Below are 18,067 nucleotides of genomic sequence, written 5' to 3' on the forward strand. Positions count from 1 at the left end.
CCTCCCCTCGGGTCAGCGGAGCCGCTTCACGGTTCCTCGACGGCGCCTCGGCTTGGCGCCCTGCTTGATGGCCTCCAGCCGCGCCTCCCAGGAGAGGATCGCGGCCATCTGCGCGTCGAACTTCCGGTCGGTGTGGAGCTTGCGGAGGATGAACAGCTGGCGGCCGCGCTGGTGCTCGTCGGAGTCCTCGGCGTCGTCCCAGAGGTTCACGTCCTTGCGGCCGGCGTTGCCCATGTGCTCGGCGAACTTCTCCTCGAGCGGGTCGCCGGCGACGAAGGTCACCGCGCCGGTGTCCATCGCCTCGCCGTAGTTCCGCACGGCGTACGCCATCGCCTTGATGCGGTTGGTCCACCACTCCTCGACGCAGTCCCACGTGCCGGCCCACGAGCCGACGGTCTCGGTCCAGTGCGGCGGGTCGGCGTTGAAGCGCCACACCTCGAGGTCAGTCATCAGCTTCGTGACGGACTCGGTGACCTCGGCTTCGTCGATCTCCCAGGGCTCCAGCTCGCCGGTCTCGGGGTCGAGGTTGTAGTCCTCGCGCTCCCACAGCGACCAGAGCTTCTGCCGACCGGATTCGACGTGCGTGATGACGATGCCAGTCGAGTCACGGAACCGGGCGCCGTCGAACCCTGCGGTGACGAACGCGTTCCGCTTGAACGGGTCTTCGTCGACGAGGAGGGTGAGCCGCTTCTTCGGGTCGAACGCCTGCTCATCGGACCGGGTCCACCGGTTCAGCCACACCCGCTCGAGGTACTTCTTGTCGGCCTTCGGGCGGTCCCACTGCTTCGCGATCGACCGGAACTGGCCCGGCCCGTACTCGCCGACCGGGCCGGTGGCCTCCGCGACGGCGGCGATCCGCTGGTCCAGGTCGTTCATGTCGTAGCCGGGACCGGCCTCGCGGTGGAAGTAGAACAGCTGCGGCTCGTCGATCTCGCCCTTGTCGATCGCCTTCGCCTCAGCGTGGACGCCCTCGGCGACCGATCCCTGACCGGGCTCGCCGGCGGTGCCGACGTACAGCCCCCACGGGTCCTCCAAGACCCGCTTCTCGAGGTTCGCGACCATGGTCTCGTGTGCGGCGACCTGCCGGGGCAGGTGGAGCCGGTGCGGCTCGTCGAAGCCCTGGAATGTCGTACGCGCGCCGTCGCGGGCGCCGGGGGAGTTCGCCAGCGGCACGGCCTTGCCGTCCGCACGTCCACGCTCGTCGAGGCGGACGATCCGCTCCTGCGTGGCGTCGAAGAGGTCCGCGTCTGGGCCCTCGGTGACCATCATGTAGAGCGCGCCGAACGCGAGCTCCTCGACCTGCTCGACCGTCACCGCCAGCAGGGGGATGTACGGGTCGACCACCGGCCGCCCGACCGGCTGCCCGTACGCGTCGAACCCGTCGCACCGGACCGGGCCTTCGGGGTGGAGCTCGCCCTGCGTCACCCACGCCATCAGCTCGGTCTTCGCGAGGCCCTTCCGGACCGACACTCCGACCCGCTTGAACCGCCGCCGACCCGCGAACTCGTGACCCTGCGGGAACACCTCGTAGGCGGCGTAGATGATCGCGCGCTTGTCGTCGTCCAGCACGGCCGGCTGGCCCTTCAACGACCCCGGCCCGAAGACCATCCGCTCCTCGATGAGGTCACACACCTGCGGCCCCAACGTCGGCCACGGCTCATCAGGGTCCCACCGGGGGACGATGAGCGTCGCCACGTCAGCTCACGACGTGCAGCGCAGCCCTCGGGTCAGGACGGTCCGACGCCGCCGGCGCCTTCTTCTGCGCGCGCCGCTTCCGACGCTCGTCGCCCTTCTCCTCGGCCGCGTCGCCCTGCTCGACCTCCTGGCGGAGCTTGTGCAACGCGAGCGGGTTCAGCCCGAGCCGGTCGGACCACATCCGCGCTTCCTTCGTGGCGTCGAGGTTCCCGCCCTCGGCCTTCACCGACCAGCGCACGAACATCGCCACGGCACGGAACGCGTGTGTCCGCTCCCACTCGACCGCCTGCGGAGTGGCCCACAGCTCCCGCCACACCTCGAGCTCGGCCTCGGCCTGACCCTCGATCTGCGACTGCAGCGTCTCGGCCTTGACCTCGGCGGCCTCCAGGTCCTTCGTCAGTCGTCGACGCTTCCGTCCGTCGGTCTCCTGGTCGAGGGCGACCTCGATCCGCTCGACCATCGACACCGCGACCCGGTGCTCGACGATCAGCGCGTTGTCCGGCTTCAGCGGCCACGGTGGCGCGTCGCCCTCGCGGCCCTTCGACGGCAGGGTGACGAACCCCGACTTCGGGTCATTGCGCCGCGCTCGTACGGACGGGTGCTTCGGTGCAGGTCCGGGCACGGCGGTACCTCCCATGTCGGGATCGGGGTGCCCCTGTCGGGCGAGAAAGTGCAGGTTTCGCGACCCCTCCCGGAACCCGTACGCGCCCTTTTCAGCAGACCCCGGCGGTACTCCGGGTGGGGCCGGGGGAGGGGTCCCCGCCCACCCCTTATGTCCGATTCGACCGGGTCACGCGTCTGGTTGGCCGGCGATCTCGTTGCAGCGCTTGTGGGCTTGGACGATGGGTCCGGCCTTGTCGCGCGTGGTGTGGTGGGCGGCGAAGGAGTGGGGGTGTGGTGCTCGGAGGGTGTAGTCGATGGGCTTGTTGCACAGGGCGCAGGGGAGCTGCTTGCTCGCGGCCTGGCGCCTGAGGGCTGCGGCTCGGTCGTCGTGGTCGTTGCCGTAGCCGCGGTGGTGGCGGCTGGGGCGGCGGTCGGGTGGCTTGTGCGCGGGGCACGGCATCCGGTTGTCGCAGGTGGGGTCGCTGCAGCGCTTGTGTGCGCGGGGCATCGTGCCTCCCCGGACAGCAGTCGAGCCCCGGCACTGGTGTGCGAGGGCTCGTGCTCAGTGTGTGGACTTCCTGCTGGAGGGCAGGGGTCGTCTGCTTCAGATCATGACTCAGGCGGCCTGCGTTCGCAAAGGTGCGCGGTTCTCGTGCGTGTCGGCGTGGCGTCGAGCGTCGCCGGCGTGGACGAGGATGCGACGGCTCGCGAGGTCGCAGGCCGCGGTGATCCGGTTGCGTGCGACCCACGTGCGGATCGTTCGGGACGGTCGCCCGACGTACACGGCGACCTGCTCAGGTGTGCCCCAACCGACCATGCATCGAGCGTACGAGGGGCGTTGGACATGTGGAGGGCGGCGTCAGCGCCGTCGCTTGCGTTGCTTGGCTCGGACACCGAAGAAGGCGACGACGGCGACGGCCAGCAGGAGCAGCGAGATTAGGCCGGTGGCGATCCTCTCGTCCGCCGTTTCCATGACGACGAACGAACTGACTCCCTGCACGATCGCGAACCCCGAGACGATCCAGAACAGGACGCTAAGTGCCGCATCCGAGTTGTCACGTCGCCGTGACAGTTCGACGTGTTCTTGGGCGAGTTCCACCAGACGTGACGACTCCTTTCGCTGCAGGTCCACCTCTTCTTCCACACTGCGGATGTCGCGCTGCTGGAGGTGGGGAGGTGTTGGAAGGCCCAGGTGGCTGAAGTCTGGGATGTAGGGCCTCGTTGCTCGCGTCCCGACGGGCCTGCTGAGAGTGTCGAGACTCTCTTGCAGTTTGCTATTTCGGTTGAGCAGGCTGTCGTAGCCGCCCTTCACCGAGCGCGGCAGGACGTCGACCCTCAGGTCGGCGGTCTTGAGACTCTCCTTGAGAGTTTCGCCCACCTTCTTGGCGGCCTCGCGTAGGTCTTTCAGAGCTACGTCGGCAGCGGAGTCGAAGGACGCCTGTTGGTCAGGGTTGAGGATCCCGTTGTCCTTGCGCTCGAGGACGGCGATCTCACCCATCGACATGCTGCGGACGAGGTCTGGAGTGAACTCGTCGGGCGGGTCGTCCGGATTGATCGCCTTCCATTGGACGGTCTCCCGGCTGGGATAGCCGGGGCGGTCCATCTCCTCGTCGTCAGGGATGTACGGCATCGGTAGGACTCCGGAGTTCGAAGGGGTCGTATCGGCGCGACGTTACCGCCCCTCGGAATCTACGGTGCGGACGTACTGAGAGCCGCGCGCTCGGCGTGGCCGCGAAGGAGGAATCATGTCGGGATCGATCGAAACACACGTTGCGGAGTGTCCGTACGGCCACGGCGCCGCAGAGGTGGACATCTGGTGGTCAGAGTCGCACCAACCGGGAAGCACTGGGCGCATGGTCGAAATCCGCTGCGGGAGGGCGGACTGTCAGCCGCCGGTCGACGATCGCCACTTCTACCGCTAGGAACGTCGGGCTGCTTGGCGGCGTCAGTAGGCGCGTGGCGAGACGACGACCGTGCGCCGCTGGCGTCGCCAGCGGTGATCCTTCCATCCGAGCTCTACCGACCGGAACCCTACGTTGAGGATGACCGTCACCTGGAGGTGGAAGTCCTGTCCTGGGTGCAGTTCGGCCAGGGGGAGGAGGTCTGGCGACACGAGGTCCACGGGCCGACCGTTCGCGCCCTTCGGGATCGCGGAGACGTTCTTCGCCGTGGCCGGGCCGTGGTTGGCGATCACGAGAAAGCTATGCGGCGATCGTCCTCCGTCTGGGGCGGGGACACGCTCCCAACGCACCTCGATCGCGGCCTGCCGGCGCTCACGCCACTCGCGGGATGCCGCGTAGAACGAGAGCAGGAACGCCCCCACTGCGACCACAAGCTCCCAACTCACCGTCGGATCACTGGCGGCGGCCTTGCTTGCGACGAGGGTGATCATTCTCCGTCGCTCCATCGCTCGCCCTCGTGCCTTGCGAGGTTGCCGAATCGGTCACGGTGCCAGCGGCGTCCGGAGGCGTCCTGGAACTTGATCGATACGAGCAGCGGGCCTGGACCCCACGGATCCCCGAGCAACAGCTCGTTCAGCTTCGCCGCTTCCTCGGGGACGAGCTCGAGGTTCTCCGGTTCGTTCGTGGGCGGGATGACGTCGGTGAAAACCGGCAGTGTTAGCTCCTCGTCGCGGTGGTAGATGACGAGTTTGACGTCGTAGACGGGGGCGTCGGATGCGTTCCTGACGGCGAGGGAGTGGCTCAGAATGGGATCGCCGGCGAGCGTGTGGTCCTCCACGTCGGTGTTGAGCCAAGCCGCAACCTTCTCAGCCTGTGCGCGCTTCTCGGCCCGTCGGCTAGCCTTCTGAGACGCGAGGAGCTTCTTCTCGACGCTCTGCTCGCGCTTCCAGGCAGCTCGGGCGAAGAACAGCGCGACGATCGCTGCGCCGGCCGCAAGGACGGTCGCCCATGCCTCGAGCTCGAGTGCCGCGCTGTCGCTGATCATCGGAACCCTCGGAGGCCGTCAGTGGCCCAGTCGTCGTTGAATCCGGGGTGGTCGCGGTACGGCTGGACGAGTGCGTGGAGCGCGAGGTCGAGTCCGGCGACGCCCCCTGCGGTGTGAGTGATGTTCTCGGGGATCTGTGACTCGGGGTCCGCTCGCAGGTCGTCTTCGGCCTGAGAGAGGGCGAGGTAGTGGGTGACGATCCGGCGTCGCGCCTCGCAGGTTTCGAGGACGTGGCGCGGGTCCCATTGGGCTACGTGTGCGGCGGTGTGCGACGTCGGTGCCGAAGGAGTCGCTTCGACGACGAGGTCTCCTTCGCCGTCACGTACGTCGCGGTACGTGTCGCCGGCATCCGCGGGGTAGCCACCGTGTTCCAGCGACGTCGTGTAGGTGACGTTCCACGACGGCGAAGCGAGGACTGCGGCGCGGGCGCCGAGTTCCTCCTCCGCGATGCGGGCGAGCAGGAAGTCAGCGATCGCGTGCGTTCTCACGTCCATCACTCCTCGTCGCCCTCAATCAAGTCCGGGCGCCATGGGGGTTCGGTCCGCGCGGGGCCGTCGACCCGACTGAGTCTCCCGTCGATCTCGCGTCGCCACCAGAGTCCCGCGGCATCTCTGAAGGTGATGGTGACGAGCACGTCATCGAACGACCCGTCCTCGCCGAGGGCTCGAGCGAGTCGCGCCTTATCTCGGTTCGCGATCCTGAAACCGATGCCGTCGACGGATGGCGGGACTTGGGCACGCGGCTGCATCGGGCCGAGAACTTGGCCGTCGAGGACGTACTCACCGGTGGCCTGGTAGACCGACGTCTCGGAGGCGTTCCTGAAGATCTGAAACAGCGGTACGTAGTGGCCCCACGGCCGCTCGGCTGGACCTACGGGCTGCGCCTCGCCCTCGGCCAACCAGGTCGTGACCAGAGCGGCCTGGGCGCGTTCTCGCATCTCCTGATTCCGTTCTTCGTTCTCGACCAGCCGGCGGGAAAGCTGCTGCTCCCGACGCCACGCCAGCGCCGCGAGGACGAGTGCGAAGCAGGCGAGGACCGTCGCCCCGAGCGTCGCCCACGCCTCGAGCTCCGCCGCGGCGCTGTCACTGATCATCCCGTGCTCTCCTCCGCCTGGCGTTCGAGGTTCGCCTTCACTGCGAGCCAATACTCGGCGTCAGAGTAGCGGCGATGGCACCTGCGGCACGTGTACTCATCCACACGCCCGGTGTCGGTGACCTCGCGTACGAGCTGACCGCCGCACTCGAAGCAGGCGGTCGCGGTCGAGTCGTCGCGGTCGCCGGCGTGGAGGACTGCCTCAAGGGAGGCGCGGAGCTCGCGGACCTCGGTCGCGAAGGCGTCGAAGGTGTCGAGCTCGGTGGCGGCGCGGGGGAGCCAGCGGTCGAGGTAGGCGGCTGCGGTGCGGATGGTTGCGCGCGGGCCGCCGGCCTGACCGAACGCTCGCCGCCAGTCGTCCTCCCAGGAGGCGAGGACCGCAAGCGGCGGCTGGGCGTCGCCGCGGCGGGTGGCTCCGCCGTCGCTGCTCGTGCCGTACGGGCCGATCATCACCATGGCGTCGCCGCCGAGGATCCGGTCGCGTTCTGGGGCGGCGTCGCGTGCCTTGTCGACGGTGCGGGCCCGCAGGCCGCGGCAGAGGGTGACGATCGCGTGGAGGTGGTCGCGGGTCGCGCTGACGCACAGCGGGCACACGAGTTGGTCGACGTGGACCCGGCCGCAGACGATGCAGTGGGCGTGGGGGCAGGGCAGGCAGCCGCGGCAGTCGCCGGTGCAGCCGTCATCGTGGCGGCCGCGGACGACGCGCGGCTCGTCGCGACCAGCGAACAGGCACACGACGTCGGCGTCAGTGGGGGAGTCGTTCATGCGATGCCCTTCCGAGTAGAGCAGACGTAGGTCTTGGTGAACGGGTCGAAGTGGGGTCCGGTCTGGCGCTCGCCGTGCGTGCTGCCCTTCCACCCGCCGCAGCCGGGGCAGCGGAGCCACCAGCGGTTCTTCCGCTCCTTGCGTGTGCTCATCGGGGTCGCCTCCGCAGCGCGCGGCGGATCCGCTTCCGCAGGAGCCATGACGAGTGGCCGACGTGCCAGGAGCCGCAGACGCAGCGGTAGGCGTTGAGGTCCGGGTTGCCGCGCCCGTGGGAGTACAGCGACGTGATTTGCGCGAGCGCGGCGTCCTTCGACCGGTGCCGGCGCTTCGTCGGGGTCGGGCAGTCGGTCACTTCAACCACCCCGCGTACGCCGCGAACCGGGCATGAGCGACGACCTCGGCGCCGAGGTCGTGAAGGCGGACGTTGGAGCCGGTGTTGTCGCGGTAGACGACGTCACCGGTCTCGAGGTCGCGGACCTCGAGGTGCCAGGTGCGGCGTCCGAGACGGTGGTCCGAGTAGACGCGGGCTCGGTAGCGCGTGAACGGGTTAGGCACGGTCGCCACCCGGGGAGTCGTCCCAGGTGCGGCCGTCGAGCTCACGCCCGGCAGCACGCTTCCCGACGCGCAGCACGGACTCCATGCCCGGGTACGAGTACAGGTCCGGCTCGTTCGCCTTGTAGCGGGTGCCGTCCGGCGCGAACCGGGTCGACTCGTACCGGAAGCGGTGCTTGCTCATCCGGCCGTTGCGGTGGCCGGGCGCCCACTCACCCCACTGCTTGAACGTGAACGGCACCCCGGCAGCGATGCACTGGTCGCGGAGGGACCGCGCCCAGTCCGGGTGCATCGGGCGAGCGCCCCGGCCGGACTCGCCGCCGACGATCACCCACCAGGCACTCAGGTCCAAGCCGATCCGATTGAAGCCAGGGACGCGCTGGAATTCGATCGGTCCGAGCAGCGGCTCGCACGAAAGGAAGCGGACCGCCGCGGACGTCTGCAGCAGCGCGGGGATGCGGATGTCGGCCCACTGCTGGTTCTCGACCGACACCCCTAGCCACACGTTCGGCAGCGGCAGCGTGCCGGCGACGTCCGCCCGCACCGCGGACGGCAGATCGTTGATAGCCCGGTACACGAGCTGCTGGAAGCTCGACGACGACAGCAGCGACCGCATCCGGCCGTGACGTTTCGTGAGGACCTGGAACGTGTGCTGGGGGGCGCACGCCATCACCGCGAACACACGCGCGATGTACTCGTCGGGCACGTCGGTGTGGAACAGGTCCGACATGCTGTTGACGAACACCTTCCGCGCGCGACGCCACCGCAGCGGCTGGTCGAGCTTGTCCGGCCGGAGCACGACATCGAACCCCTGCTCGAAGTAGTGGCCCTCGACGCCACGGAACCTCTCGGCGAGCGTCTTCGCGTAGCAGTGGTCACAGCCCGGCGACACCTCCGTGCAGCCCGTCACCGGGTTCCACGTCGCGTCCGTCCACTCGATGCCCGTGCGGTCACCCACGGCCTTCCTCCTCGTTCGTCGCGTCAGCGGGCTCTCCGACAGGAGCGGGGAGCGTCACACGGCACGTGATCTGGTGGTCGCCGGACGGTCGGACGGGGCCCTGGGCGTGCGCGATGACCGTTCCGTCTGCGGCGAGCACGGCGACCTGCTCGCCGGCGTCGAGGCGGCGGTAGAGCTCGTCCCACGCCTCCGCGTGGGGGTCGAGCTCGTCTGTCGGCGCGTACGAGAACGTCACTGTGTCGGGGAGGACGCTGCCGATGTCGATGCCGTCGTTCAGCTCGGCCATCGTGGGGGCGGCGGCATCGGCGATGGTCGGCACGATCAGGACCCGGGGGAGCCGCTGGTCAGACACGGCGACCCCGCTCGACCAGAGAAGCCGTGAGCGCGTCGTTCGCCTCTCGGAGCGCGCGGGCGGCGTTCCTCGCAGCGACCGCGGTATCGAAGACCGCTCGCTGGGCGTCGGTGCGGGCCTGGTGCACCGGCCCGAGGTTGTTCGTGTGGCCGCTGGCGTAGGCGATCGCGACATCGTCGAGCTCGCCCACGATCTCCGTGATCCTGGCAGAGCGGCGGTAGGAGTCTGCTGTGCGGCTCATCGGTTGGCCTTTCGGGGGTCGAGTGCTTCCTGGATCGCCTGGACCGTGTCGCACGGGTAGGCGACCCGGCAGTGGTCGCACAGGTCGGGGAACACGGCCTGCCCGAAGTGGACGAAGTCGCCGAGCTGGTGGGGTCGGCGGTGGTGCAGGTCGTGCACCGCGGCGAGGGCGCCCCTGTACGGCCGACGGCGGGGTGCGCGGAGCACGCTGACGGGCATCGTCGTGACGACGACCGCGACCACGACGACCACGAGGGCGGCGAGGTAGGCGGCGGCCATCACGTTCCCGTCGGCTGTTCCGGGTTCAGGCATCGTGGGCCTCCTTCGGTGCGGGGACCAGCTCGGTCACGCCCCAGGGGGTCATCCGGAACACGCGGTCGCCGATGCGGAAGGTGTTGCGGTGGTCCGGGTCGACGACGGGCTTGAGGATCGGGGGGATCGCGCCGCACGTCCCGCAGGCGTCCCGTTGGTGCTCGGCGACGTGCCAGAGCGCGACGAGGCGGGCGGTGTCGCCGTCCTGCGCGAACGCCCAGGGCTGCGGCAGTGCGACGAAGCCGGGTTCGCACGCGGTGCACGTGATCTGCCATATGCGGGTGATGGCGTTTCGGGACACGGCGACCTTCGGAGGGCTGGTGGTGAGCATCGGCTACTCCTCGCCGAGCGTGATGTTCGGGGGGATGAACGGGAGCCCGATGTCGGCGTGCATCCGCTCGAGGAGCTCCGTGAGGTGGTCGCGGCCGATGAGGTACTGCTCGGTGGCGACCGTGCGGAGGTAGATCCGGTCGAACGCGGATGGACGACCGCGACCGCCGGCCCGCGTGGTCGCCTCGGCGACCTGCTGGGCGAGCCGCTCGTACGCTTCGCGCACCTCTTCGAGGGCCGCCATCAACCGGGACGTGTCCACGCGGAAGACGACCGTCGCAGTGCCGGCGGCCATCACACGCCCTCCGCCTGGCGGGCGGAGGGCGTGACGCCGAACGCCTGCCAGCACGCGACCAGCGTGCGGACGTCGCCAGCGGCAGAGTGGTCGGGGGCGGGGATGTCGTGACCCAGCTGGGCGAACTCGTCGGCGATGTCCCGTAGCCCGCGAGGTAGCGACCAGCCGAAGAAGCCCATCGCGTACGCCTCGATGTCGATCAGGCGGTGATGCCACGTCGCCACCTTCAGACGCTTCTGCAGGAACGCGACGTCGAACGCCGGATTGGCACCGAGGATGTGTGCCCCGTCGATCGCCCGCCGTAGGTCGAGGGTGCTCGTCGTCGGCCAAGATCCATCGCCGCCGTTGGTGGTGGGCTCGGTCGTGCCGTACGGCCACCGATCCGCGTACCGGTTGATCCGCAGAGCCCGAGGGGACGCATCGGCGAGGCTGTGGGAGAGCCACACCGTGGTCGGCTCCTCGTCGAGGCCGAGGCGCTGGTAGGCGACCTCGAACACGTCGTGGCGGTCGGGGTCGAGGCCGGTGGTCTCGCAGTCGATGGCGACGATCGGGCGGTCAGACATCGGGGGTCTCCTTCGGTGCGGGGTGTCCGCATTCGGTGCAGATGGGGGAGTGGTGGTTGGGGCAGAGCTGCTTCTGCGCTTCGGTGACACGAGCCATGGCGTCGTCGCGGTGCTTGCGGATCCGGTCGCGACGGTCGCCGTACCGTTCGGTGGCTTCGTCGAGGCGGTCGTTCACAGGCGTGCCCTGCTCAAGATCGAGATGAATTGGCCGTATGCGCGCCCGCGGTTGCGGTGGTCAGGGGAACGATCTGCCTCAGCCACTGTTCTTAGTTCGTTCGTCCGTCCGTATGGCACTGCGTAGAGGCAGTGCCTGGACGCAGTGCGTTCAGGCAGCACGCGTGCACCTGCCGTTCTGCCAGCAGTCGGGCCCGTGGTTCTTCCGGCAGCCGCCCTTCTCCGCACCCATCTGGCGCCGTGATTGCAGGGCTTCGAACGCCTCGTTCGACATCTGCCGCTCGAGGTAGTTCCGGATCACCCACCCCTGCCCGGGCCCGACTTCGTCCCACAGCTGGTGCTTCACCAGGAGGCGCGCAGTGACCGTGGTTCCGTGCACGAACGGCAGCGCCGTCGCCGGAATCTGGCCCTCGGTGCCCTGCGAACCGGACCATCCGAGCGCCGAAACGTACGAGAACGCGGCCTGCCAGCGCTTCGACGAGGGGTCCGCGAGCAGCGCCAGGACCTTGTCGTGGGAGGCGATGTGGGAGTCCAGACGGACCCACGGGAGCGCCATCAGGTGGCCCCTCCTTCGTCGTCGAAGAGCCCCGGGGTGTCGGGCTCGGTGAGGTAGTGGTCGATCTCGTCGGCGATCTGCGTCCACAGCGGCGCGTCCTTGCCGCCGCGCACGGCCATCGACCGGGCGTGGTCGCGGAGGATGGTCAGGTCGCTCACGGCTCATCTCCCAGCGCGGCACGGAGCGCGTCCTGTGCGGCCTTCCGGCCAGCGGCCGCACCCCGCGTGACGGCGCTCGCGACCCGCTCACGCTCGTCGTGCGGCCACCGCCGCGGACCGCCCTCGATCGTGATGCACGACTGCCCCGGTCGTGCCTGGCAGTACGTCACAGGGCAGTCGACGGTGTGCCGGACGTCAACCATGAGACGCACCCCCGGCCGGCTCCCACCCGCGGGCGATGCGGGCATGCTCAGACGTGGCTGATTGCCACCCGCCGACCCACGCAATCCCGGACGTCGTTCCGTAGCTTTCGGCGTTCACCCTCGCCTCGATCGCCTCCGCGATCCCCTTCTTCGTCGCCTCGCGGACCTCGCGATCGTGGGCGGCGAGCGCAGCGACGATCTCGATGCCGGATCGCTGGCCCGCCTTCCAGTGGTCCAGCTCGGAGAGAAAGCGCGTGCGCGCCTCCTCCAGTGCCTCGCGGTCAGTCACCATCAGAGACCCCCTCGATGGGCTCCGTGCACTCGGGGCACTCCGACTCCTTGCCGACGACGCGGGTGGAGATGCGCCACCCGTGCGCGTCGGGCTCCTCGACGTGGTTGTGGTGATCCGGCTCCTCGACGACGGGGTACGGCTTGATCCGCTCGACCGGGACGCCGTAGTGAACGGCGCGGTCGTACACGGTCCCGCCTTCCTCATCCCTGGCGCGGGTCTCGGCCCACCGCCACGCTTCCTCGCCAGTCAGGCCCTGGAGCAGCGCGTCAGCGTGCAGGGCAGCCGACCGGGCGTCGATCAGCCGGAGTGTGCGTGCGACGGCCAGGCGTCGCGACAGCGGCTCACGGTCAGGCTCGGTCTCCTTATGCTCAGGCCTCCACAGGTCGTGCCAGTCGGTGCCCCAGATCTCGAAGCCGATCGCGAGCGCGTAGAGGTACGGGACCGCTTCGGCGAGCGGCTGCACCACGCCCTCGCCGGGGTGGGGGTAGAGCTCGTGCGCGAAGCGACGCTTCGTGCGGCGGTCAGTCGCCATCACGCACCCCCTCGTACGGACGGGGGTTGAGCATGCTGGCCCAGTCGTCCCAAACGACATCAGCGGGCGCGTACCAGCCCTTGCGGACATCGGACCCGTGGACGCGAATCCAGTCCGCACGGTCGTCGGTGACCTTCGCGCCCCACTCCTGCGGCTCCTCCATCGGCGGCTTGGGCGGGGTGCTCTGGGCGGCGATCTTGCGCGCGAGGTTGACAGCCACCGCTGACGACGAGCCGACCGCCAACGCGACTTGCACGAACGCCTGCACGTCCTCGTCCTGGGGGTCCAGCACGATGGCGCGGCGGGGGTTCGTCACACCGGGGCGGTCGGGGAAGAACCGAGCGACCTCCTCGAACGGCGCGCACGCTGGCCCGACGTGCTCGAACCCGTACACGCCCCACGTCTCGCCGGCGCGGTCCCAGAGGTACAGCCGGGCGGGCTCGAAGTTGCTCATCAGAAGTCCCCGGGGGCGACCTGGAGGCAGGTGAGGCCCATCGCCCGCCACATCCGTACGACCTGGGTTCGGTCGTCGAGGACACCGCGGACGTTCCACCGGTGGCGTAGGTGGGTGTCGAAGAGCTCGGCCTTCACGATCCGGTCGGGCCGGTTGTCACCGGCGGCGCGCATGTGGAGCTCGGCGTACCCGTCGAGGTGCTCGTCGAGCCACGCCTTCGTGGCGGTGCGGCACTCCTCACTGCGACCGGACATCACGATCAGGACGTAGCCGGCGTCGTGGAGGGTCTGGGCGAGCTGGATCACCGCGGTGTTCGGTCGGTCCTCGGCGACCCTCGTCCAGTCGAACGGGCTGCGGTCGCCCATCAGGGCGAGGGTGCCGTCGACGTCGACGATCCAGGCCTCGGGGCGCGTCTCGTCTGGCACGTAGATGTCCGGAGCGGCTGCGTCGGCGGTCCGCTCGGTGGGGTGGACCTTGGGCCACGGCATCCGGTAGCGGGCGGCGAACCCGCGGACGATTTGCTCGCCGACCGGCTCCGGTCGGGCGGCGTCGTTCTTCACGCACTGCTCGACGTCGGTGGTGACGTCGAGGACCTCGAAGTCGGCGCCCAGGGCGGTGGCGAGGTCGCACCAGTCGCGGGCGAACCTCAGCCGGAGGTTCGTGTCGTCGACGACGACGTCCCGGCCGGCGCGCAGCAGGGAGCGGACCATGGCGAACTCGACGCGAGTGACGGTCTTCTCCTGGTCGTGGAACAGGCCGTGGGAGACCCCGAACAGGCTGCGTCGGAGGTCGTCACGGTTGACGCGGGTCCGCTGGTGCGGCTCGCGGGCGACCCAGTCGCGGGCGGCGGTGGTCTTCCCCGAGCCGGGGTAGCCGCGGGTGATGAGCAGGGTGGTCATGCGACGTCCTCCGAGATGTGGCGCATCGGGTTGGCCCCGACGGGACGGATCTGCTTCCAGACGACCGGCGTGATGTCGCGGCCGTCGAGCAGGTGGAACATGAGGCCCTTGAGCGGGTTGTCGGCGCAGGCGAGGGCGTACTGCTTGCGTTCGAAGTCGTCGCCGAGCCACTCGAGGAGGTGGTGGTGCTCGGCGTGCGCGCGGCCGACGATGTCCTCGTGGCGGTCGATCAGCGCTTCGGCGTGGTCACGGACCCAGCCGTGGAACTCGTCGGGCACCGACGCCAGAAGAGCGTCGTACGATCCGCCGTGGGCGGCGAGGTGCTCCCACACCGCCCGCTCCGACAGGCCGGTGACGAGCTTGTGCAGGCGCACGTAGTCGTCCTGCTTGATCTTCACCATCAGCCCGGCGATGCGGCGCCGTACGACGAGCCCTTCGGCGTTCGACCGCGGAGCCCGCGCGAGGGCTTCGCGCAGCGTCGACTCGGGGTACGTCGTGGTACGCGGCCCGTCCCACGGAAACGATGTCGGGCCAAAGGTGTACCCGGTCGAGATGTGGCGGGTGCCGAGGAGCACGAGGTCGTCGAGGCCGGCGTAGTCGAGGACGATCCGGTTCGACGGGTAGACGATCTCGAACAGGTACGTCAGCCCCGGGAGCGGCGACCAATGCTCGAGGTACTCCCGGCGGAGCAGCGCGGTCGCGTGGACCGCCTGCTCAGACGTGAACGATCCGCGCGTCGCGATCGCCCACCCGTCCGGAGCGGGGTACAGGATCCCCAGCGAGCCGTCCATCTTGTCGGTGACCTCGGCGGACGCGTCCAGGTCGAGGGCGTCGACGGGGTGCTCCCCGTAGTTGAAGAACTTCTCCCACGGCCGCGCGAGCACGACGCCGGTGCTCTTCCGCACGATCAGCCCACGACAGGCTCGGGTGACGGGCGTCCAGACGCGCTCGTACTGCGCCTTCTCGGCGTAGTTCAGGATCACCAGGTCCGGGTCGTCGGGGTGCTCGCGCTCGCGGACGTATCCGTCCTTGATCGCGACCGAGAGGTCGGCGACGTCGAGGATCTGGTCGAGGGTCAAGCTCTCGGTGCTCACACGGTCACCGGCCTTGGGCCGTGGATCGTGGGGCGGGGACCGATCGATCGGGGGCGGATCGCTCCGCCCTGGGAGACGATCGCCTTCCGGATCGTCTTCGGGGCCGCGTGGTACCTCGACTCGAGCTGGTGCAGCGTCGCGCCGGCGGCGTACGCGGCCGCGATCTCCTCGGCGGGGAGGTCGGTGGCGGCGGTCCGCGGCGCCTGAACCTGGCGCGCGGTGTCGCCAGCTTCGTCACGGACCGCGCGGATCACGCTCTGGTGGACGCCGAACCGTTTGGCGACCTTGGTCATCGGCTGCCCGGCGGCGATGGCTGCGAGGACGGCGTCGGTGTCGAGGTTGTGGCGCTGCGCGGTGGTGCGGCGCATCCCGTCGCGGGTCGCGATGAGCAGCCGCTCGTCGGCGGTGAGGCCACCCCACACACCGGCCGGCTCGTTGCGGGCGAGCGCACCGGTGAGGCACGCCTCCCGGAGCAGGCAGCCGAGGCAGACGCGCTTTGCCTCGTCCTTGGCGGATGGCAGGTCGGAGAAGAACAGTTCGGGGTCGTGTCGGCGGCACGCGGCCGCGGTCATGGTGGTCATGCTGCGTCCTTCCTGGTGCGGGGGCGGCCGGGGATGCCGCCCTCGGGGCGGATCTCGAGCCCGGCTTGGAGTACGGCGTCGCGGACGCGGGCCTTGCCGACGCGGAGCTTCTTCGCGATGGCGCCGATCCCGTTGCCGTCCCGGTAGGCGGCGACGGCCGCGCCGGCGTCGAAGGTCCGTGAGCGGCGGGTGGTGCCGGGCTTGATCCGTGTCCCGCTGGGTCGGATCGGGACGCCGGCGGCGATGAGGGTCTCGCGGACCCTGCGTGCGCTGACCTGGATGTCGGCGGCGATGTTGTCGATCGAGCGCTCGGCGTAGGCGGCGACGACGGCGTCGGCGTCGATCGGGCGCAGTCGCGGGGCACGGCGCTCCCGGGGCGGTGCGGGGCGTGCCTTCGCTTTCGGCGTGCGGGTCCGCTTCGGGCGGGGCGCAGGCACGATCGCGGGGGCCGGGGGCACCTCCTCGACGCTGGGTACGGCGCGGCGTGCCCGCTCCGCGCAGGTTCCGCAGCGACCCGCCTGGTCCTTGTCGGCCGGCTTGGTGTTGCGCTTGCAGCCGGTGCACGGTGTCGCTCGCACGCTGTGGTCGGCGTACCGGGTGGCGCCTCGCTTCCCGATCGGGAGCTGGCGGTCGTAGTCGCCGCCCATCACGGCGGCGGTCGCTGATCCACGGATGATCATGCCGCCACGTCCTCTCCGGTGATGGCGGCGACGACGGCGCCGATGAGGTCGCGGGCCGCGGGCGGGGTGACGGCGTTGCCGGACTGCTTGACCTGCTCGCGGCGGTTGCCGCGCATCACGTAGTCGGCGGGGAACGCCATGGCCTGCTTGATCTCGTCGGGCTCGAGCATTCGGAAGTGGACGTCGGCGATGTCGACGGTCGGGCGGTCGGCGGCGAGGAGCGACTGGTGCCCGCTGGTCGTCATCGTCCGCGCGGGCTCGTCGACCGGGGTCGTCATCTCGGCGCCGTCGCCCCTGCTGCCGTTGTTCCTCATCAGGAGTCCGTACGCCTCGCGGGTCGTGAGCGAGCGCAGCACCTCGGCGGTCGGCCGGGCGTCGTCGTTCCACGTGCCGCCGGCCGGAACGACGAGCGCGTGCCGCTCGAGCGTCGTGACTGTCGCGAGAGCCTCGTCGGCCGGGCGGACCCCGCCGTTGCCGTAGTACGTCGTGATCAGCGCGTGGTGGTTGCCCGACGCGGTGACGGTCGACAGAGCGTCCGACGCCCGGCGGGCGGTCGACCCGCCGCCCCGCAGCTCGGCGATGAACGCCGGGTGGAACGCCCACCCCGACTCATTGCGGGTCGTCGCCGTACGGAGCGCGTCGACCGAGCTCGTCGGATGCTTCCCGTCGCGGCCCTCGACCGGCACCATCACCGGCGCGTACGCGATCGCCTTCGACTCCCGGGTGTGCATCGTGCGGAGCACCTCGTCGACCGGCCACGCCCGGTAGTACGAGCTGGGGTCGCCGTAGCCGGGGTGCTTCGGGTCGGCGGCGTCGTACTGGTTGCCGCCGTGCTCGACGGCGATCGGCGACCAGTAGCGCTCGATGCCGACCTGGATCCGGCGCATCGTCTTCTCGGCGAGCGGCTTGTCGCGGTCGCCGATCCGCTGGCCGCGGTTCGACCAGTCGATGATCGTCGCGGCGGGCAGCCAGCCCGGCTCGACGACCTGGTTTCGGCAGGTGATGTTCGGGCAGCGGTAGACGTACTGCGACCGGTAGCGGCCGACCTTCGTGCCGGACTTCTTGAAGACCTGCATCGCATCGACCAGCTGGTCGCACGTCGGGCAGTACGCCTTCGGGCGCTGCATCCGCTCGAAGTCCGGGCGCCGCTCGCCGCGTCGCCAGAACGCCACGTACACGCGGTCGCGCGACTGCGGCGCCGGGAGCCCGCCGGCCTGGGCGTGCATGCTGTTGAGCGAGATCAGGGTGTGGTCGTAGCCCATCGCGTGCATCGCCGACAGCCACGCCTGGAACAGGCCGCCACGGACCCCGTGCGGCGAGGACCAGTCGACGACCTCGACGACGTTCTCGACGAGGATCGCGCGGTAGTGGTGCGCCTCGGCGAAGCGGACGACGTCCCACATCGTCGCGCGGGAGCGCTCGGCGGCCTCGTCGGGCAGGGTGTCGCCGAACAGGTCGGCCTGGAAGATCTGCCGGCGACCCTTCGCCCGCGAGTGGTTGGTGCACTCCGGCGACGCCCAGAGGATGTCGGTGGCCGGGATGTAGCGGGGATCGGTCTGGGAGATGTCGGCCTGCAGGTGGTCGGTGTCGGGGTGGTTCGCGTTGTGGGTCTCGATCGCGAGGTCCCAGTGGTTCGCGGCGAGGCGAACCTGGACGCCGGGCACGGAGATCGCGCCGGTCGAGCTGCCACCTGCTCCGCAGAACAGGTCGGTCATGGTGAGGTTGGCGCTCACGCGCGGCC

31 protein-coding genes are annotated in these 18,067 nt (G+C 69.9%); all 31 read right to left on the reverse strand.

Features of this window, described 5'->3' with window-relative positions; translation table 11 throughout:
- Nucleotides 1–12: 12 nt before the first annotated feature.
- Complete coding sequence (locus ACQSSQ_RS09755; protein WP_431326879.1) at nucleotides 13–1,632, reverse strand: hypothetical protein; 1,620 nt, start codon at nucleotides 1,630–1,632, stop codon at nucleotides 13–15.
- Nucleotides 1,633–1,696: 64 nt separating this feature from the next.
- Entirely contained in the window at nucleotides 1,697–2,317 is a 621-nt protein-coding gene (locus ACQSSQ_RS09760) for a hypothetical protein (RefSeq protein ID WP_431326880.1), read from the reverse strand.
- A gap of 168 nt (nucleotides 2,318–2,485) precedes the next feature.
- A complete protein-coding gene (locus ACQSSQ_RS09765; RefSeq protein ID WP_431326881.1) occupies nucleotides 2,486–2,806 on the reverse strand; it encodes a hypothetical protein in 321 nt (106 codons plus the stop codon).
- Nucleotides 2,807–3,157: 351 nt separating this feature from the next.
- A complete protein-coding gene (locus ACQSSQ_RS09770; protein WP_431326882.1) occupies nucleotides 3,158–3,928 on the reverse strand; it encodes a hypothetical protein in 771 nt (256 codons plus the stop codon).
- A gap of 315 nt (nucleotides 3,929–4,243) precedes the next feature.
- The gene (locus ACQSSQ_RS09775) at nucleotides 4,244–4,690 is read right to left on the reverse strand and encodes a hypothetical protein (RefSeq protein ID WP_431326883.1); all 447 of its coding nucleotides are present in this window, start codon (nucleotides 4,688–4,690) and stop codon (nucleotides 4,244–4,246) included.
- Complete coding sequence (locus ACQSSQ_RS09780) at nucleotides 4,687–5,244, reverse strand: hypothetical protein (protein ID WP_431326884.1); 558 nt, start codon at nucleotides 5,242–5,244, stop codon at nucleotides 4,687–4,689. Before ACQSSQ_RS09780 ends, ACQSSQ_RS09775 begins: the two co-directional genes overlap by 4 nt.
- A complete protein-coding gene (locus tag ACQSSQ_RS09785) occupies nucleotides 5,241–5,738 on the reverse strand; it encodes a DUF6221 family protein (RefSeq protein ID WP_431326885.1) in 498 nt (165 codons plus the stop codon). The genes ACQSSQ_RS09780 and ACQSSQ_RS09785 overlap by 4 nt, the downstream gene beginning before the upstream one ends.
- Nucleotides 5,738–6,337 (reverse strand): hypothetical protein, encoded by a 600-nt coding sequence (locus ACQSSQ_RS09790; protein ID WP_431326886.1) that lies wholly within the window; start codon nucleotides 6,335–6,337, stop codon nucleotides 5,738–5,740. The genes ACQSSQ_RS09785 and ACQSSQ_RS09790 overlap by 1 nt, the downstream gene beginning before the upstream one ends.
- Nucleotides 6,334–7,101: a hypothetical protein gene (locus tag ACQSSQ_RS09795; protein ID WP_431326887.1), complete on the reverse strand. Its 768-nt coding sequence runs from the start codon at nucleotides 7,099–7,101 to the stop codon at nucleotides 6,334–6,336. The genes ACQSSQ_RS09790 and ACQSSQ_RS09795 overlap by 4 nt, the downstream gene beginning before the upstream one ends.
- Nucleotides 7,098–7,253, reverse strand: coding sequence for a hypothetical protein (locus ACQSSQ_RS09800; protein ID WP_431326888.1), 156 nt, complete (start codon nucleotides 7,251–7,253; stop codon nucleotides 7,098–7,100). The genes ACQSSQ_RS09795 and ACQSSQ_RS09800 overlap by 4 nt, the downstream gene beginning before the upstream one ends.
- Nucleotides 7,250–7,453 carry a hypothetical protein gene (locus tag ACQSSQ_RS09805; RefSeq protein ID WP_431326889.1) on the reverse strand — a complete coding sequence of 68 codons (204 nt, stop codon included), beginning with the start codon at nucleotides 7,451–7,453 and terminating at the stop codon, nucleotides 7,250–7,252. The genes ACQSSQ_RS09800 and ACQSSQ_RS09805 overlap by 4 nt, the downstream gene beginning before the upstream one ends.
- A complete protein-coding gene (locus ACQSSQ_RS09810; protein WP_431326890.1) occupies nucleotides 7,450–7,665 on the reverse strand; it encodes a hypothetical protein in 216 nt (71 codons plus the stop codon). The genes ACQSSQ_RS09805 and ACQSSQ_RS09810 overlap by 4 nt, the downstream gene beginning before the upstream one ends.
- The gene (locus ACQSSQ_RS09815) at nucleotides 7,649–8,611 is read right to left on the reverse strand and encodes a DUF5131 family protein (protein ID WP_431326891.1); all 963 of its coding nucleotides are present in this window, start codon (nucleotides 8,609–8,611) and stop codon (nucleotides 7,649–7,651) included. Before ACQSSQ_RS09815 ends, ACQSSQ_RS09810 begins: the two co-directional genes overlap by 17 nt.
- The gene (locus tag ACQSSQ_RS09820; RefSeq protein WP_431326892.1) at nucleotides 8,604–8,963 is read right to left on the reverse strand and encodes a hypothetical protein; all 360 of its coding nucleotides are present in this window, start codon (nucleotides 8,961–8,963) and stop codon (nucleotides 8,604–8,606) included. The genes ACQSSQ_RS09815 and ACQSSQ_RS09820 overlap by 8 nt, the downstream gene beginning before the upstream one ends.
- Nucleotides 8,956–9,204 (reverse strand): hypothetical protein, encoded by a 249-nt coding sequence (locus tag ACQSSQ_RS09825; RefSeq protein ID WP_431326893.1) that lies wholly within the window; start codon nucleotides 9,202–9,204, stop codon nucleotides 8,956–8,958. The genes ACQSSQ_RS09820 and ACQSSQ_RS09825 overlap by 8 nt, the downstream gene beginning before the upstream one ends.
- Nucleotides 9,201–9,515: a hypothetical protein gene (locus ACQSSQ_RS09830; protein ID WP_431326894.1), complete on the reverse strand. Its 315-nt coding sequence runs from the start codon at nucleotides 9,513–9,515 to the stop codon at nucleotides 9,201–9,203. The genes ACQSSQ_RS09825 and ACQSSQ_RS09830 overlap by 4 nt, the downstream gene beginning before the upstream one ends.
- Entirely contained in the window at nucleotides 9,508–9,846 is a 339-nt protein-coding gene (locus ACQSSQ_RS09835; RefSeq protein ID WP_431326895.1) for a hypothetical protein, read from the reverse strand. The genes ACQSSQ_RS09830 and ACQSSQ_RS09835 overlap by 8 nt, the downstream gene beginning before the upstream one ends.
- 3 nt (nucleotides 9,847–9,849) lie before the next feature.
- Nucleotides 9,850–10,140: a hypothetical protein gene (locus ACQSSQ_RS09840; RefSeq protein WP_431326896.1), complete on the reverse strand. Its 291-nt coding sequence runs from the start codon at nucleotides 10,138–10,140 to the stop codon at nucleotides 9,850–9,852.
- Complete coding sequence (locus ACQSSQ_RS09845) at nucleotides 10,140–10,703, reverse strand: 3'-5' exonuclease (RefSeq protein ID WP_431326897.1); 564 nt, start codon at nucleotides 10,701–10,703, stop codon at nucleotides 10,140–10,142. Before ACQSSQ_RS09845 ends, ACQSSQ_RS09840 begins: the two co-directional genes overlap by 1 nt.
- On the reverse strand, nucleotides 10,696–10,878 hold the full coding sequence (locus ACQSSQ_RS09850; protein ID WP_431326898.1) for a hypothetical protein: 183 nt from the start codon (nucleotides 10,876–10,878) through the stop codon (nucleotides 10,696–10,698). Before ACQSSQ_RS09850 ends, ACQSSQ_RS09845 begins: the two co-directional genes overlap by 8 nt.
- Nucleotides 10,879–11,028: 150 nt before the next feature.
- Nucleotides 11,029–11,433, reverse strand: a complete 405-nt coding sequence (locus ACQSSQ_RS09855; protein WP_431326899.1) for a hypothetical protein — start codon at nucleotides 11,431–11,433, stop codon at nucleotides 11,029–11,031.
- A complete protein-coding gene (locus tag ACQSSQ_RS09860; protein ID WP_431326900.1) occupies nucleotides 11,433–11,591 on the reverse strand; it encodes a hypothetical protein in 159 nt (52 codons plus the stop codon). Before ACQSSQ_RS09860 ends, ACQSSQ_RS09855 begins: the two co-directional genes overlap by 1 nt.
- Entirely contained in the window at nucleotides 11,588–11,839 is a 252-nt protein-coding gene (locus ACQSSQ_RS09865) for a zinc finger domain-containing protein (RefSeq protein ID WP_431326901.1), read from the reverse strand. Before ACQSSQ_RS09865 ends, ACQSSQ_RS09860 begins: the two co-directional genes overlap by 4 nt.
- Nucleotides 11,787–12,086, reverse strand: coding sequence for a hypothetical protein (locus tag ACQSSQ_RS09870; protein WP_431326902.1), 300 nt, complete (start codon nucleotides 12,084–12,086; stop codon nucleotides 11,787–11,789). The genes ACQSSQ_RS09865 and ACQSSQ_RS09870 overlap by 53 nt, the downstream gene beginning before the upstream one ends.
- Nucleotides 12,076–12,618 carry a hypothetical protein gene (locus tag ACQSSQ_RS09875; RefSeq protein WP_431326903.1) on the reverse strand — a complete coding sequence of 181 codons (543 nt, stop codon included), beginning with the start codon at nucleotides 12,616–12,618 and terminating at the stop codon, nucleotides 12,076–12,078. The genes ACQSSQ_RS09870 and ACQSSQ_RS09875 overlap by 11 nt, the downstream gene beginning before the upstream one ends.
- Entirely contained in the window at nucleotides 12,608–13,072 is a 465-nt protein-coding gene (locus ACQSSQ_RS09880; protein ID WP_431326904.1) for a hypothetical protein, read from the reverse strand. The genes ACQSSQ_RS09875 and ACQSSQ_RS09880 overlap by 11 nt, the downstream gene beginning before the upstream one ends.
- Nucleotides 13,072–13,971: a phosphatase domain-containing protein gene (locus tag ACQSSQ_RS09885; RefSeq protein WP_431326905.1), complete on the reverse strand. Its 900-nt coding sequence runs from the start codon at nucleotides 13,969–13,971 to the stop codon at nucleotides 13,072–13,074. The genes ACQSSQ_RS09880 and ACQSSQ_RS09885 overlap by 1 nt, the downstream gene beginning before the upstream one ends.
- On the reverse strand, nucleotides 13,968–15,065 hold the full coding sequence (locus tag ACQSSQ_RS09890; protein ID WP_431326906.1) for an RNA ligase: 1,098 nt from the start codon (nucleotides 15,063–15,065) through the stop codon (nucleotides 13,968–13,970). The genes ACQSSQ_RS09885 and ACQSSQ_RS09890 overlap by 4 nt, the downstream gene beginning before the upstream one ends.
- Entirely contained in the window at nucleotides 15,062–15,646 is a 585-nt protein-coding gene (locus ACQSSQ_RS09895; RefSeq protein WP_431326907.1) for a WhiB family transcriptional regulator, read from the reverse strand. Before ACQSSQ_RS09895 ends, ACQSSQ_RS09890 begins: the two co-directional genes overlap by 4 nt.
- Nucleotides 15,643–16,326 (reverse strand): hypothetical protein, encoded by a 684-nt coding sequence (locus ACQSSQ_RS09900; RefSeq protein ID WP_431326908.1) that lies wholly within the window; start codon nucleotides 16,324–16,326, stop codon nucleotides 15,643–15,645. The genes ACQSSQ_RS09895 and ACQSSQ_RS09900 overlap by 4 nt, the downstream gene beginning before the upstream one ends.
- Complete coding sequence (locus ACQSSQ_RS09905; RefSeq protein ID WP_431326909.1) at nucleotides 16,323–18,059, reverse strand: DNA cytosine methyltransferase; 1,737 nt, start codon at nucleotides 18,057–18,059, stop codon at nucleotides 16,323–16,325. The genes ACQSSQ_RS09900 and ACQSSQ_RS09905 overlap by 4 nt, the downstream gene beginning before the upstream one ends.
- Between the last annotated feature and the right edge of the window lie 8 nt (nucleotides 18,060–18,067).

The sequence above is a fragment of the Mumia spirodelae genome, from assembly GCF_050632745.1.
In the GTDB taxonomy this organism is placed as follows: domain Bacteria; phylum Actinomycetota; class Actinomycetes; order Propionibacteriales; family Nocardioidaceae; genus Mumia.